Source organism: Amycolatopsis sp. NPDC006131 (assembly GCF_040614175.1).
Classification (GTDB): Bacteria; Actinomycetota; Actinomycetes; order Mycobacteriales; family Pseudonocardiaceae; genus Amycolatopsis_E; species Amycolatopsis_E tucumanensis.
The window spans coordinates 31,992-45,163 of record NZ_JBEXTX010000035.1 but is presented as its reverse complement, the minus strand read 5'-3'; the positions used below and the strand labels follow the sequence as shown (position 1 = coordinate 45,163).

The following is a 13,172-nucleotide window of genomic DNA, read 5'->3' as shown; positions in this document are numbered from 1 at the left end:
GGGCGTTCCTGCCGTCGAAGTCAGGAGAAGGAATGACTGCAGTAGCCATCCCGGGACTGGACAAGGCGCCGACGTCGCACAGCGGTGTGCTTGCGTGGGTACGGGAGGTCGCCGAGCTGACCACCCCTGACCGAGTGGTGTGGTGCGACGGCTCCGACGAGGAGGCCGAGCGCATCAACAACGAGCTGGTCGAGGCCGGCACGTTCGTCCCGTTGAAGGCGAAGCCGAACTCCTTCTGGGCCGCCTCGGACCCGAGCGACGTCGCGCGGGTCGAGGAGCGGACCTTCATCTGCTCCGAGAACGAAGAGGACGCCGGGCCGACCAACAACTGGATGCACCCGGACGAGATGCGCGCCACCATGACCGAGCTCTACCGGGGCTGCATGCGTGGCCGGACGATGTACGTCATCCCGTTCTGCATGGGCCCGCTCGGCGACGAGAACCCGAAGCTGGGCATCGAGGTCACCGACTTCGCGTACGTCGTGGCGTCAATGCGGGTGATGACCCGCATGGGCACCAAGGCGCTGGAGAAGTTCGTCACCGACGACGGCACCGAGCGCGAGTTCGTGCCCGCTCTGCACTCGGTCGGCAAGCCGCTGGAGCCGGGCGAGAAGGACGTCGCCTGGCCGTGCAACGACACCAAGTACATCTCGCACTTCCCGGAGAGCCGGACGATCTGGAGCTACGGCTCGGGCTACGGCGGCAACTCGCTGCTGGGCAAGAAGTGCTACTCGCTGCGCATCGCCTCCGTCATGGCCCGTGACGAAGGCTGGCTCGCCGAGCACATGCTGATCCTCAAGCTGATTTCGCCGGAGAACAAGGCCTACTACGTGGCGGCCGCGTTCCCGAGCGCGTGCGGCAAGACCAACCTCGCAATGCTGCAGCCGACCATCCCGGGCTGGCGCGCCGAGACCATCGGTGACGACATCGCGTGGATGCGGTTCGGCGAGGACGGCCGCCTGTACGCGATCAACCCCGAGTTCGGCCTGTTCGGCGTCGCGCCGGGCACCGGTGTGAAGACCAACCCGGTGGCGATGAAGACCATCGAGGCCGGCAACACCGTCTTCACCAACGTCGCGCTGACCGACGACGGCGACGTGTGGTGGGAGGGCATGACCAAGGAGGCGCCGGCGCACCTCACCGACTGGAAGGGCCGCGACTGGACCCCCGAGTCGGACGAGCCCGCCGCGCACCCGAACTCGCGCTTCTGCACCCCGATCGCGCAGGTCCCGACGCTCGCGCCGGAGTGGGACGACCCGAAGGGCGTGCCGATCTCGGCGATCCTGTTCGGCGGCCGCCGCGCCACCACCGTCCCGCTGGTGACCGAGGCCCGCGACTGGCAGCACGGCGTGTTCATGGGCGCCACCATGTCGTCGGAGAAGACCGCGGCCGCGGCGGGCAAGGTCGGCGAGGTGCGCCGCGACCCGATGGCGATGCTGCCGTTCCTCGGCTACCACGCCGGCGCGTACTTCCAGCACTGGCTGGACACCGGCAAGAACGCCGACGCCGCCAAGCTGCCGAAGATCTTCTACGTCAACTGGTTCCGCCGCGGTGACGACAAGCGGTTCCTGTGGCCGGGCTTCGGCGAGAACTCGCGCGTGCTCAAGTGGATCGTCGAGCGCCTCGAGGGCAAGGCCGGCGCGGTCGAGACCCCGGTCGGCCTGGTGCCGCGCGCCGAGGACCTCGACCTGGACGGCATCGCCGAGCCGATCGAGGACGTCCAGGAGTCGCTCGCGGTCAAGCCGGAGGAGTGGCGCCAGGAGATCCCGCTGATCGAGGAGTGGTTCGCCAAGATCGGCGACCGGGTGCCCTCCAGCCTGCACGACGAGCTGGCGGCCCTGAAGCAGCGCCTCGGCTGAGTTTTTTCCGCCGCGCGAACGGCCATCCCCGGTTCCGGCCGGGGCTGGCCGTTTCGTCGTTTTCGGCTCTATGGTCGGAACATGCTGGGGATGCGCTTCGGTGTGAACATGATGGAGCCCGGATCGCGGGCCGAGTTCGTGGACAAGGTGCGGCGGGCGGAGGAGCTGGGCTTCGACGTCGTGACCGTGGCCGATCACCTGGGGATGCCGGCGCCGTTTCCGGCGCTGGTGCTCGCCGCGGAGGCCACGTCGACGGTGCGGCTGGGCACGTTCGTGCTCAACGCGCCCTTCTACCACCCCGCCGTGCTGGCGCGGGACGTCGCGACGACCGACCAGTACAGCGGCGGGCGGCTGGAGCTGGGTCTCGGCGCGGGGTACGTGCGCGAGGAGTTCGAGGCGGCCGGGCTGCCGTGGCCGGGGCGCCGGGTCGACCACGTCGAGCGGACGGTCGTGGAGCTGCGCAAGCTGTTCGGCGACCCCGAGCACCAGCCGCGCCCGGCGCAGGACGGCGGGCCGCCGCTGATGCTGGGCGGCTGGGGCGACCGGATGCTGGCGCTGGCCGCGGAGTACGCGGACACGATCGCGCTGACCGGCGCGCCGACGGCGAAGGGCGGCGGATTGGTCGGCCTGGCCGGCGCGGACGCGTTCGCCGAGCGGGTGTCGTTCGTGCGGTCACGGCTGGGCGACCGCACGGCGGAGATCAACGTCCTGGTGCAGCTGGTCGTGGTGACCGACGACCGCCGCGCCGCACTGGCCGACCTCCAGCGGTTCGCGCCGGAGATGAGCGTCGACGCGATCGGCGAGCTGCCGACGCTGCTGGTCGGTTCGGTGCCGGAGATCGTCGCGCAGATCGAGCGCATGCGGGAGCAGTTCGGGATCACCTACGTGTCGGTGCTGGAACGCAGCCTGGACGCGTTCGCCCCGGTGCTGGAGCAGCTGAAGTAGCCGCGAGTTCCGTACTCGGCGTCGCGAGCCATCGCTCCGCCGCGCGCATCCACCGTCAACCGGTCGGTACGCCGGTGATCGCGTCGCGCAGGGCGTCCAGTGGGAGGCCGACCGCGTCCGCGAGTGCGACCACCGTGAAGAACGCCGGCGTCGGGATGCGGCCGGTCTCGATCTTGCGCAGCGTCTCGACCGAGACGCCGGCCTCCAGCGCCACCTCGGCCATGCTGCGGGAACCCCGCGCGGCTCGCAGTGCGGCACCGAGACGCTCGCCGCGTTCGCGTTCGGCTTCGGTCAGCGGGACTCGCACCATGTCCACAGTCTATCCGCCCACCTGTCCCCAGCCTGTGGACAACTCTGTGCACAGGCTGGGGACTACCAGAAGAAAGGGGGCGTGAAAACCGCCGGAACGGCAACTCTTCTGCTGTGTCGCACGTCTCACTCATACCAGTCGGAGAGGAGGCCGCCATGTTGCTGGCCGGCGGACTGATGTTCGTGTTGACCCTGGTCTACCTGGTGTTGTGCACCTGCACGGGCCGGTTCCGCGAACTGAAGGAAGAACTGAAGAACCCCGCCGAGAACGAGCCCGGCGGGGTCCTGAAGACCGAGAACTAGGCGGTCGGGTCGGGCAGCGGCATACCAGGCAGCGTCTGGTCCCGCGGCACCACCCCGTCCACGAGGAAGTCCTCCACAACCTTGTCCACCGCCGCGTTGCCCCCGGCGTAGATCCCGTGGTCACCCTCGCCGGTCACGGTGATCATCCGCGAGCCCTTGAACGCGCGGTGCGCGCGCTCGGCGCCCTCGATCGGCGTCGCCGGGTCGTGCGTCGACTGCACCATCAGCACCGGCGGGACGCCCCGCCCGTCCAGGACCGGCAGCGGCTCCGGCTTGTTGTTCCAGAAGATGCACGGCTGGATCAGCCACCCCCAGCCCAGCAGCGGGTACTGCGGCCCCAGCTGCGCCGACTGCCGCACCGCCGTGTTCCGGTTGCCGAACCACGGACCCTCGTTGCACGGGATCGTCCAGAAGCTCGCGTCGTAGGCGTCGTCGTAGTCGGTGGGCACCACCAGCGGCTGCGGGCCGACCGCGTCGGTGACCGCCTTCACCTGGTCCAGCAGCGCGGTCTGCTGCTGGGCCGACGCCGTCCCCTGCGTCAGGTTCCGCACGTTGACCAGGTAGTCCGCCAGCTCCGGGAAGTACCGCTTGTTGTACAGCTCGGAGGCGATGAACGAGTCCAGCGCGTTGGCCGACAGCTTCGTCCCGTCGACCTCGACCGGGTTCTGGGTGAGGGCGTAGCGCACCTGCTCGTAGGTCTGCCGGGCCATCTCCGCGGTCGTGCCGAAGTGGTACAGGCTGTCGTATTTCGCCATCCACGGCAGGAAGTCCTCCCGCCAGCGCCGCTCGAAGCCCAGCGGCTGCCAGTCGAACGACTTCTGCCACGTCGTGGTGAACTCGGTGTTCGAGTCGAGCACGAACTTGCCGGTGCGGTCAGGGAAGGCCTGCGCGTAGTGCGCGCCCATCCAGGTGCCCGCCGAGTAGCCGACCCAGTTGATCTTCTGCCGCTTCAGCAGCACGCGCAGCAGGTCGAGGTCGTTGATCGTCTGCCGGGTGTTGATGAACGGCCCGAGGTCGCCGGACTTCACCTGGCACGAGTCGGCCGCGTACTCGGTGGCGTCCAGGATCAGCTTCAGGTTCTCCCGGCTGCGGTCCCGCGGGTCGAGGTCGCTGCCCGTGCCGATCGCGCCGCCGCAGGTGATGTTCGTGCTCTTGCCGGTGCCGCGCGGGTCGAACCCGATGATGTCCTGGTGCTCACGCACCCGCGTCTGGTTGCGCAGTCGCGCCGGGAACATCCGGCCGGGAGCGCCCGGGCCGCCCGGGTTGACGAACGTGCTCTCCGTCGCCTCGCCGGTCGCCTTGAGCCTGCTGACCGCGATCGTCACGTCGATGCCCTGGTTCGGCGCCGACCAGTCCCGCGGCGAGAGGTAGGTGGCGCACTCGATGCCCTCGGCGCCGGGAGGCGGGGTCTGCCCCGACAGCTCGTCGGGCGTGCAGGTGTGCCAGTTCAACGTCTGGAGGGCGTAGCGATCCGGGATGCCGGCCGAGTTCAGTGCGGGCCCGGCCGGCGCCGCGATCGCTGGTGTGCCCGCCGCCAGCAGGGTGCCGGCCAGAGCCGGGATCACCACCGCCCAGCGCGTCCGTGTCATGCTCGCCCCTTCGTCACTAGCCGCAGCCGCGCGCATACCCCGCGGCGCGCCTATTCATATCGGCCGGGCCGGGGCCGGGCAACCTGCGTTCGTCGGGTGTTGCGCTGATCAAATCGATACTCGGGCACGCGTGACGGCGGGGAGGCCAGGACTTAAGGTCAACGCGGCCATTCCCCGTCCAAGTGAGGTCACATGTCTGGCAAAGCCGCCGGGAAGGTCACCGGGCTCCAGATCAGCCCGTGGAACCTGATCCTGCTGTTACCACTGCTGATGCTCGTCACGCCGTGGTTCAACTTCGACAAGCCGCGGTTGCTGGGACTGCCGTTCTTCTACTGGTACCAGTTCCTCTTCGTGTTCGTCGGTGTCGTATCCGTGGCGATCGTCTACGTGATGACCAAGGGGAAGCCGGTCGTGACGGGCAAGCCGGACCGGCTCGCCGCCGAAGAGCTGGACGAGGGTGAGAAGTGATGGCACTGGCGCAGGCGCCCGGCAGCGGGCTGCAGTGGGTGGAGCTGAGCGTTTTCGTCCTGCTGTTCCTGGTGGTCAGCGTGATGGGCTTCGTCGCGTCCCGGTGGCGCGCGGCGGCCTCGCTGGACCACCTCGACGAGTGGGGCCTCGGCGGCCGCAAGTTCGGCTCGTGGATCACCTGGTTCCTCGTCGGCGGTGACCTCTACACCGCCTACACGTTCGTCGCCGTGCCCGCGCTGGTGTTCGGCGCCGGCGCGCTGGGCTTCTACGCCTTGCCCTACACGGTGATCCTGTACCCGATCGTCTTCCTGCCCGCGCTGCGGATGTGGTCGGTGTCCCGCTCGCGCGGCTACGTGACGCCGGCCGACTTCGTGCGCGGCCGCTACGGCTCGCCGACGCTGGCGCTGCTGATCGCGATCACCGGCATCGTCGCGACCATGCCGTACATCGCGCTGCAGCTGGTCGGCCTGGAAGCGGTGCTGCGGACGATGGGCCTCAACGGCGGCGGCATCGCCGGTCACCTGCCGCTGCTGATCGCGTTCCTGGTGCTCGCGCTCTACACCTACCAGTCGGGCCTGCGCGCGCCCGCGCTGATCGCGTTCGTCAAGGACGGCCTGATCTACATCGTCATCCTGGTCGCGGTGTTCTACCTGCCGTCCAAGCTCGGCGGCTGGTCGCACATCTTCGACGTGAGCCAGCAGAAGCTGCAGACGCCGGACCCGAAGACGGGCAACCCGTCGGGCTCGATCCTGCTGACCGCGAACAACCAGCTGCAGTACGTCACCCTGGCGCTGGGTTCGGCGCTGGCGCTGTTCCTGTACCCGCACTCGCTCACCGGCGTGCTCGCCTCGCGCGGCCGCAGCGTGATCAAGCGGAACATGATCGCGCTGCCCGCGTACTCGCTGCTGCTGGGCCTGCTCGCGCTGCTCGGCTACGTCGCGCTGACCGCGGGCGTCAAGCCGATCACCAACGCGGCCACCGGCAACGCCGACTCCAACACCGTGGTGCCGGTGCTGTTCGACACGCAGTTCCCGTCGTGGTTCGCGGGCGTGGCGTTCGCCGCGATCGGCATCGGCGCGCTGGTGCCCGCGGCGATCATGTCCATCGCCGCGGCGAACCTGTGGACCCGCAACATCTACAAGGAGTACCTGAAGCGGGACGCCACGCCGGCGCAGGAGGCCAAGCAGGCCAAGCTGGCGTCGCTGGTCGTGAAGTTCGGCGCGGTCGCGTTCATCCTGTTCATCGACCCGCAGTTCTCGATCGACCTGCAGCTCATCGGCGGTGTCCTGATCCTGCAGACCCTGCCCGCGGTGGCGATCGCGCTGTACACGCGATGGCTGCACCGGTGGGGCCTGATCGCCGGCTGGATCGTCGGCATGGTGTGGGGCATCATCATGCTCTACGGCATCCCGAACCCGAAGACGGGCAAGGCGCACTTCGGCGGTTCCGCGCTCGCGCTGGACAAGCTGTCGATCTTCGGCTGGCACCCGTTCTCGGGCTCGATGGTCCAGATCTACCCCGGGTTCGTGGCGCTGATCGCGAACCTCGTGGTGGCCGTGATCGTCACGGTGATCGCCCGGAGCCTGAAGATCTTCAACGGCACGGACGACACCGAGGGCACCGACTACCACGCCGACGAGCACGACAAGGACCTGCGCCCCATCGGCGCGGCGCACTAGTCAGTCGTTTTCAAGCGGCGGAGCCGCCTTACCACTCCCGCAGCTCGCACCGCTACCCGCGCCGCTACGGAAATCACCATGAAGGAGACCAACGTGGACAGCCGGTTCGGTGTCACGGAGCTGGAAGACCTGCCCGAGGACCTGCGGGAGCGCATCGGCGTGATCGCGGAGAAGTCGGGGTTCGTGCCGAACGTCTTCCGCGCGCTGGGGCACCGGCCGGCTGAACTGCGTGCCTTCCTCGACTACCACGACGCGCTCATGGAACGCACCGACGGCCTGAGCAAGGCCGAGCGGGAGCTGGTCGTGGTGGCGACGTCGGGGGCGAACCACTGCACGTACTGCGTGGTCGCCCACGGCGCGATCCTGCGGATCCGCGCGAAGGACCCGCAGCTGGCCGACCGGGTCGCCACCAACCCGTGGCAGGTCGAGCTGGACGAGCGGGGCCGCGCGATCGTCGACCTGGCGCTCGCGCTGGCCCGCAAGCCGGAACTGTTCGGGGAGGCCGACATCGAGGCAGCCCGCAAGGCCGGGCTGACCGAGGACGAGATCTGGGACGTCGGCGCGATCACCGCGTTGTTCGCGATGTCCAACCGGCTGGCGCACCTGACCGCGTTGCGGCCGAACCCCGAGTTCTACGCGATGGGCCGCGATCAGAAGCGGTAGAGCGACTCGTGCAGGTCGCGCTGGATCTCGTACTTGCGGAGCAGGCGGCCGAGCAGCCGGGCCCACCACTTCGCCGGGTGCCGGTAGGCGCGCACCCACAGCGGCGGGATGCGGTCCGGCACGCGCGGGTCGGCCTTCGGGCGGAACTTGTCGCCGGTGAGGACGACGGTCGGGTGCCCGCGCGGGCAGGCGGTGGTCACCGAGATGACGCCGGGCGTCAGGTTGTGCACCCACTCCACCTCGTCGATGCCCATCAGGGTCCGGGTGTCGCAGGTTTCGCAGTAGACGACGAACACGTGGTCACAACTCCCGCCGCCAGGTCTCGCCGACGAGGTCGTGCCCGAAGCTGTGGTGGGGTTGCGAGTCGACGAGTTCGAACCCCGCCCGCCGGTAGATGTGCCGCGCGGCAGTCAGGACGCTGTTGGTCCACAGTTCCATCGCGGTGTAGCCGTGCGCCCGCGCGAAGGCCAGGCACTCGTCCACCAGGCGCTTGCCGACGCCGCGGCCGCGGGCGTGCGGTTCGACGAGCAGCAGGCGCAGTTTCGCGGTCTTGTCGTCCGAGCCGCGGACGCAGAACACGGAGCCGACGCGCTCCCCGCCCAGCTCGGCGATCCACCCGGCCTCGCGCGCCGGGTCGTAGTGCTCGACGTAGTCGGCGATGATCCGGGCGACGAGGGCTTCGTAGGTGGCGTCCCAGCCGTACTCCTGTGCGTAGACCGCGCCGTTGCGCTGCACGACCCAGCCGAAGTCGCCGGGCCGGGGCGGGCGCAGCACGAGCGCCGGGGCGGGTTCGCGCTCGCCGACGAGGTGGCGGATGGTGCGCATCGACGTGACCAGGCGGTGCTGGTCGTCGTCGGTGAGGCGGCTGAGCAGCTTGCCGATCTGTTCGATGGTCCGGTCCTCGAGGACCTGCTGCTCGGCGCGGCCGGCTTCGGTGAGCCGGACGAGCTGGCGGCGGCCGTCGGTCTCGTGGCGCTCCCGGACCAGCAGGCCGCGGCTTTCCAGACGTCCGAGCAGGCGGCTGGCGTACCCGGGGTCCAGATCGAGGCGGCGCCGCAGCTCGGCGACCTCGGTGACGCCCTCCTGCGCGAGCTCGTAGAGCACGCGGGCCTCGCCGAGCGAGTAGTCGCTGCCGACGAGGCCTTCTTCGAGGACCCCGATGAGGCCGGTGTAGAGCCGGTTGAAGGCGCGGACCTGGGTGATGCGGTCGAGCAGTGGCGGGCTGTTCATTGACCACCTCAAGAAACTCGTTGACTGAGTCAAACAGTACTCGGGTGGAGGTGGGCCGCAAGTGGTTTTTCGAGGTGGGAGCCCGGGAATTGGAAAACCCCGTGATGCTGCCAGGTCGGGGGTCCGCCAGCATCACGGGGTCATCTGGGGTATCGCCACTTCCCCTGGTGGCGTTACAACCTGATCTATTTGTGGCCTAGCTCACGCGTCAGCGCAAGTTGGACTGACGCGCCTGGGCGATGGCGATCAGCTCCTGGCGGACCGTCACGGAACCGGCGGTGTCGATCGCGCGGCTCAGCGCCCGGCGGGTGCGCGCCTCGGCGCGGCGGGCTCGGAGCTTGGCGGCGATGTTGCTCATCGGTGTTCGCATCCCTCGTGCATCTCGGTGGCTGTGCTTCCAGTATGCACCTTTTTTCACAAGGTCGCCAACGATTATCCGGTGACCTAGGGCACTTGCCTACGAATCATCGGCAACAGCTCGATCTTGCGGAAGATCGCCATTTCTAGCTTGATCGCTAGAAAGAGGTAGAGACTGCCAGATGCGACTACGCAGATCGGCGCCGCGGATGACCTGGATCCGCCACGGCTCGAGCCGGAGCACGTGCAGCTCCGGGTCCGACGGCGACCGCCAGAACGCGCCGAGGTCGTACCCGGCGCCCCGCGGGCTGGTGTTGCGGTAGAGCCGCCACACGTGCGACTTCACGTCCACGTCGTCGACCCACTCGGCGACCGCCTCGACGGCGACCGAGTTGTTCCCCGGCTTCCAGTACGAGAACGAGGTGTGCGGGTTGCGGGCCAGGTGCGCGGCCTTGACCGGCGTCCGGTAGGTGGCCAGCCACCCGCGCGGCTGCCCGTCCACGTTCTCCCAGACCGGGATGAGGATCCGCGTGCGAGGCCGGTTCCGGGAGTCGACCGTGACCATCGTGGCGTACCCGATCGACCCGACGTAGGCGTTGAACTCGGCTTCGAGCTCGGCGAAGGAGGCGACGACGCGGCTCATCGGGCCACCCGCTTCCGCAACCCGGACGCGCTGATCACGGCGGCCACCGCGGCGGCCGCGATCGGCACCACCAGCGCGGACCGGTAGCCGTCGACCCCGCCGCTCGCCCCGGTGAGCACCGCCGTGCACGCCGCGAGCCCGAGCGCGGCGCCGAACTGGAAGGCCGTGTAGAGCAGGCCGCCGGCCAGCCCCTGCTCGTGCTCGGCGACCCCGTCGGTGGCGACGATCGTCAGCGGGCCGTAGGCGAGCGCGAACGCCACCCCGAGCACGATCATCGTCGGGAACATCGCCAGGTAGACGGTGTCCGTGGAGATCGGCAGGAACAGGGCGTAGGACACCACAGCGAGCACGAGACCGGCCACGATGACCTTCGCGTTGCCGAACCGCTCGACCAAGCGCGGGGTCAGGGTCGGCGCGAGCACGGCGTCCGCGCCGATCGCCAGCATCGCGAGGCTGGTCTCCAGCGCACTCCACCCACGCAGCTCCTGCAGGTACAGCACGGCGATGAACTGGAACCCGAAGAAGGCCGCGGCGAACAGCAGACCCGCCAGGTTCGCGCGCACCAGCGCCCCGGACCGGAGCAGCCCCAGTCGGATCAACGGAGCTGCGGACCGGCGCTCGACCAGGACGAACACGGCCGCGAGCACGAGCCCGGCGGCGATGGTCGCGGTGGTCCAGCCCGCGGACGAGTGCGCCGAGCGCTCGACACCCAGCACCAGCAGCACGATGGCGGCCGTGACGGTCACCGCGCCGAGCACGTCGACCCGCCGGTCCCGGGTGCGCTCCTGGGGAGTGGCGGGGATCAACGCGGCCCCCAGCAGCAGGATGACCAGCGCGAGGGCGGCGGGCACGAACAGCACCAGCCGCCAGTTCACGGCACTGAGCAGCCCGCCGAGCACCAGGCCGAGCGAGAAACCGCCCGCGGCCGTCCCGGAGTAGACCAGCAGCGCCCGGTTGCGCTGCGGGCCCTCCTCGAAGCCGGTGGTGATGATCGACAGTCCGGCCGGGGTCATCACCGCGGCGGCGACACCCGCGACGAACCGCGCGACGATGAGCAGCCAGCCCTCCCCGGCGAGCCCGCCGACGGCGGAGACGACCAGGAACACGGCGAGCCAGACCAGGAACATCCGGCGCCTGCCGAACAGGTCCGCGGCCCGGCCGCCGGCGAGCATGAACCCGCCGTAGCCCAGCACGTAGGCGCTGACCACCCACTGCAGCTCGCCGGTGGACAGGCCGAGATCGGCGCGGATGGCGGGCAACGCGACGTTCAGCATCGCGACGTCGATGCCCTCCAGGAAGATCGCGCCGCACAGGACGAACAGCGTTCCCCAGGTTCGTGGAGTGAAGCGCGGTGGCGCTCCGGCGGTGGTGGACACGAGATCCGCTCCCAAGGTTTCGATTGGTAACAGACGAATCTTGTGTGACCATGGACGACTGTGGAAGACGGCACTTCAAAGGCACTCGGTTACTGCACGGGAACCGAGGACGACGAGGTCATCCAGTGGGACACCCGCGCGGACTGCGACGTCCGGCGCATCCTCGACCGGATCGCGGACAAGTGGTCCCTGCTCGTGATCGCGCTGCTCGACCGCCGCACGATGCGGTTCTCCGAACTGCGGCGGGCGATCGACGGGGTCAGCCAGCGGATGCTCACCGTGACGCTGCGGCACCTGGAGCGGGACGGGATCATCAGCCGGACGGTCTACCCGGTGGTGCCGCCGCGCGTCGACTACGAGCTGACCCCGCTGGGCATTTCGCTGCACCAGGTCATCAAGTCGCTGGTGACGTGGACCGAGGAGCACCAGCGGGAGATCGCCGCGGCGCACGAGGCCTACGACCGGCGGGTCGCCGAGGAGGAGCGGGAACTGCTTCAGTCCACGGCGCGGCTGAGCAGGTAGTGCCCGAAGTGCGGCACGGTGAAGGCGATGTGCCCGCGCTCCGCGGAGTACACCAGCCCCTTCTTCATCAGCGAGTCCCGCGCCGGGGACAGTGAGGAGGGCTTGCGGCCCAGGTAGACCGCCACGTCGGAGGTGCCTGCGCTCTCGTCCCGGCCCTGGGTCAGCTCCGCCATCGCCCGCAGGTACTCGCGCTCGGCGGGCGTGGCGCGTTCGTAGCGGGAGCCGAAGAACCCGACCGCCAGTTCCTGCTCGGCCTCCGGCGCGGCGACCTGCACGTCCTGCACCGTGATCGGGTCGTCCGGCGCCGCGTCCCAGGCCGCTTTCGCGTAGGCCTGGATGAAGTACGGGTATCCGCCGGAGGCGTCGAACAACGCGTCCAGCGCCTCGGGCTCGATGCCGGCGTCCTCCCGCTCGATGGGCGCCAGCACGGCCCGGTCGGCTTCTTCCCGGTTCAGCCGGTCGATGCGCACGTACCGGAACAGCCGCTCCGAGTAGGACTTCGACGCCGAGAGCACCGCGGGCACGTGTGGCAGCCCCGCCCCTACCACCACCAGCGGCGCGCCCGACTGGGAAAGCTCGTGGCACGCCGCGCACAACGCCGACACGTCGTCCGGCTGCAGGTCCTGGATCTCGTCGATCAGCAGCGCCACGCCGGTGCCGACGTCCGCGGCCAGCTCGGCGACGTCGGTGAACAGCTCGACCAGGTCGATCTCGATGTCGCCGGAGTCGGCGCGGCCCTGCGCGGCGGGCACGTCGATGCCCGGCTGCCACCGGTCCCGCAGCTTCGCGTCCGCCTTGTTCGACCGCAGCGCGAACGCCTTCAGCACGCCGAGGACCTCTTCGACCCGGTCCGGCGCCCGGTGCCGCACTGCCAGGTCGCGGATCGCGCGGTGCAGCGCCGCCGACAGCGGCCGCCGCAGCTCCGCGTCCGGGCGCGCCTCGATCTTGCCCGCGCCCCACTTGTGCTTCACGGCCATCGACCGCAGCTCGCCGAGCAGCACGGTCTTGCCGACGCCCCGCAGGCCGGTCAGCACGAGACTGCGTTCCGGGCGGCCACGGGCGACCCGCTGCAGCACCACCTCGAACGCGGTCAGCTCGCGTTCACGGCCCGCCAGCTCCGGCGGCCGCTGTCCCGCGCCCGGCGCGAACGGGTTGCGGATCGGGTCCACTCTGCCAACGTATCGGCGCGTCTAGTGCGACCCCGATATTTGCGGAGATTCCGCTACCGG

The 13,172-nt window shown here is 69.6% G+C and carries 15 protein-coding genes; 7 read left to right on the top strand and 8 right to left on the bottom strand.

Annotation, left to right across the window (positions count from 1 at the left end; all coding sequences use genetic code 11):
* The first annotated feature begins 32 nt into the window (after nucleotides 1–32).
* Together ABZ215_RS19710 and ABZ215_RS19705 are read left to right on the top strand one after the other, a co-directional pair.
* A complete protein-coding gene (locus ABZ215_RS19710; protein ID WP_027936490.1) occupies nucleotides 33–1,859 on the top strand; it encodes a phosphoenolpyruvate carboxykinase (GTP) in 1,827 nt (608 codons plus the stop codon).
* A gap of 81 nt (nucleotides 1,860–1,940) precedes the next feature.
* Entirely contained in the window at nucleotides 1,941–2,804 is an 864-nt protein-coding gene (locus ABZ215_RS19705; RefSeq protein ID WP_020422264.1) for an LLM class F420-dependent oxidoreductase, read from the top strand.
* 55 nt (nucleotides 2,805–2,859) lie between these two features.
* Here ABZ215_RS19705 and ABZ215_RS19700 read toward each other — a convergent pair whose 3' ends face one another.
* Complete coding sequence (locus ABZ215_RS19700) at nucleotides 2,860–3,114, bottom strand: helix-turn-helix transcriptional regulator (RefSeq protein WP_020422263.1); 255 nt, start codon at nucleotides 3,112–3,114, stop codon at nucleotides 2,860–2,862.
* A 155-nt stretch (nucleotides 3,115–3,269) separates the two neighbouring features.
* Here ABZ215_RS19700 and ABZ215_RS19695 point away from each other — a divergent pair, with 155 nt between their 5' ends.
* Nucleotides 3,270–3,416 (top strand): hypothetical protein, encoded by a 147-nt coding sequence (locus ABZ215_RS19695; RefSeq protein WP_020422262.1) that lies wholly within the window; start codon nucleotides 3,270–3,272, stop codon nucleotides 3,414–3,416.
* Here the strand turns inward: ABZ215_RS19695 and ABZ215_RS19690 are convergent.
* Nucleotides 3,413–5,005: an alpha/beta hydrolase gene (locus ABZ215_RS19690; RefSeq protein ID WP_354950658.1), complete on the bottom strand. Its 1,593-nt coding sequence runs from the start codon at nucleotides 5,003–5,005 to the stop codon at nucleotides 3,413–3,415. The genes ABZ215_RS19695 and ABZ215_RS19690 overlap by 4 nt on opposite strands.
* Nucleotides 5,006–5,197: 192 nt before the next feature.
* Between ABZ215_RS19690 and ABZ215_RS19685 the strand changes: the two genes are divergently transcribed.
* The 3 genes from ABZ215_RS19685 to ABZ215_RS19675 all read left to right on the top strand — a co-directional run bounded on the left by ABZ215_RS19685 (nucleotide 5,198) and on the right by ABZ215_RS19675 (nucleotide 7,815).
* Nucleotides 5,198–5,473, top strand: a complete 276-nt coding sequence (locus tag ABZ215_RS19685) for a DUF3311 domain-containing protein (protein WP_020422260.1) — start codon at nucleotides 5,198–5,200, stop codon at nucleotides 5,471–5,473.
* Nucleotides 5,473–7,152, top strand: coding sequence for a monocarboxylate uptake permease MctP (mctP, locus tag ABZ215_RS19680; protein ID WP_020422259.1), 1,680 nt, complete (start codon nucleotides 5,473–5,475; stop codon nucleotides 7,150–7,152). Before ABZ215_RS19685 ends, mctP begins: the two co-directional genes overlap by 1 nt.
* 78 nt (nucleotides 7,153–7,230) lie before the next feature.
* Nucleotides 7,231–7,815: a peroxidase-related enzyme gene (locus tag ABZ215_RS19675; protein ID WP_354950655.1), complete on the top strand. Its 585-nt coding sequence runs from the start codon at nucleotides 7,231–7,233 to the stop codon at nucleotides 7,813–7,815.
* Here ABZ215_RS19675 and ABZ215_RS19670 read toward each other — a convergent pair.
* The 5 genes from ABZ215_RS19670 to ABZ215_RS19650 all read right to left on the bottom strand — a co-directional run bounded on the left by ABZ215_RS19670 (nucleotide 7,803) and on the right by ABZ215_RS19650 (nucleotide 11,421).
* On the bottom strand, nucleotides 7,803–8,111 hold the full coding sequence (locus ABZ215_RS19670) for a hypothetical protein (protein WP_020422257.1): 309 nt from the start codon (nucleotides 8,109–8,111) through the stop codon (nucleotides 7,803–7,805). The two genes, ABZ215_RS19675 and ABZ215_RS19670, sit on opposite strands and share 13 nt — an antisense overlap.
* 4 nt (nucleotides 8,112–8,115) lie before the next feature.
* A complete protein-coding gene (locus tag ABZ215_RS19665) occupies nucleotides 8,116–9,045 on the bottom strand; it encodes a bifunctional helix-turn-helix transcriptional regulator/GNAT family N-acetyltransferase (protein ID WP_354950653.1) in 930 nt (309 codons plus the stop codon).
* 208 nt (nucleotides 9,046–9,253) lie between these two features.
* Entirely contained in the window at nucleotides 9,254–9,403 is a 150-nt protein-coding gene (locus ABZ215_RS19660) for a hypothetical protein (RefSeq protein ID WP_017985832.1), read from the bottom strand.
* Between the two features lie 99 nt (nucleotides 9,404–9,502).
* Nucleotides 9,503–10,045, bottom strand: coding sequence for a pyridoxamine 5'-phosphate oxidase family protein (locus ABZ215_RS19655; RefSeq protein ID WP_354950651.1), 543 nt, complete (start codon nucleotides 10,043–10,045; stop codon nucleotides 9,503–9,505).
* Entirely contained in the window at nucleotides 10,042–11,421 is a 1,380-nt protein-coding gene (locus ABZ215_RS19650) for an MFS transporter (RefSeq protein WP_354950649.1), read from the bottom strand. The genes ABZ215_RS19655 and ABZ215_RS19650 overlap by 4 nt, the downstream gene beginning before the upstream one ends.
* 60 nt (nucleotides 11,422–11,481) lie before the next feature.
* Here ABZ215_RS19650 and ABZ215_RS19645 point away from each other — a divergent pair, with 60 nt between their 5' ends.
* Complete coding sequence (locus tag ABZ215_RS19645) at nucleotides 11,482–11,943, top strand: helix-turn-helix domain-containing protein (RefSeq protein ID WP_237335899.1); 462 nt, start codon at nucleotides 11,482–11,484, stop codon at nucleotides 11,941–11,943.
* Here the strand turns inward: ABZ215_RS19645 and ABZ215_RS19640 are convergent.
* On the bottom strand, nucleotides 11,916–13,112 hold the full coding sequence (locus ABZ215_RS19640) for an ATP-binding protein (protein ID WP_020422252.1): 1,197 nt from the start codon (nucleotides 13,110–13,112) through the stop codon (nucleotides 11,916–11,918). The two genes, ABZ215_RS19645 and ABZ215_RS19640, sit on opposite strands and share 28 nt — an antisense overlap.
* Nucleotides 13,113–13,172 lie beyond the last annotated feature (60 nt).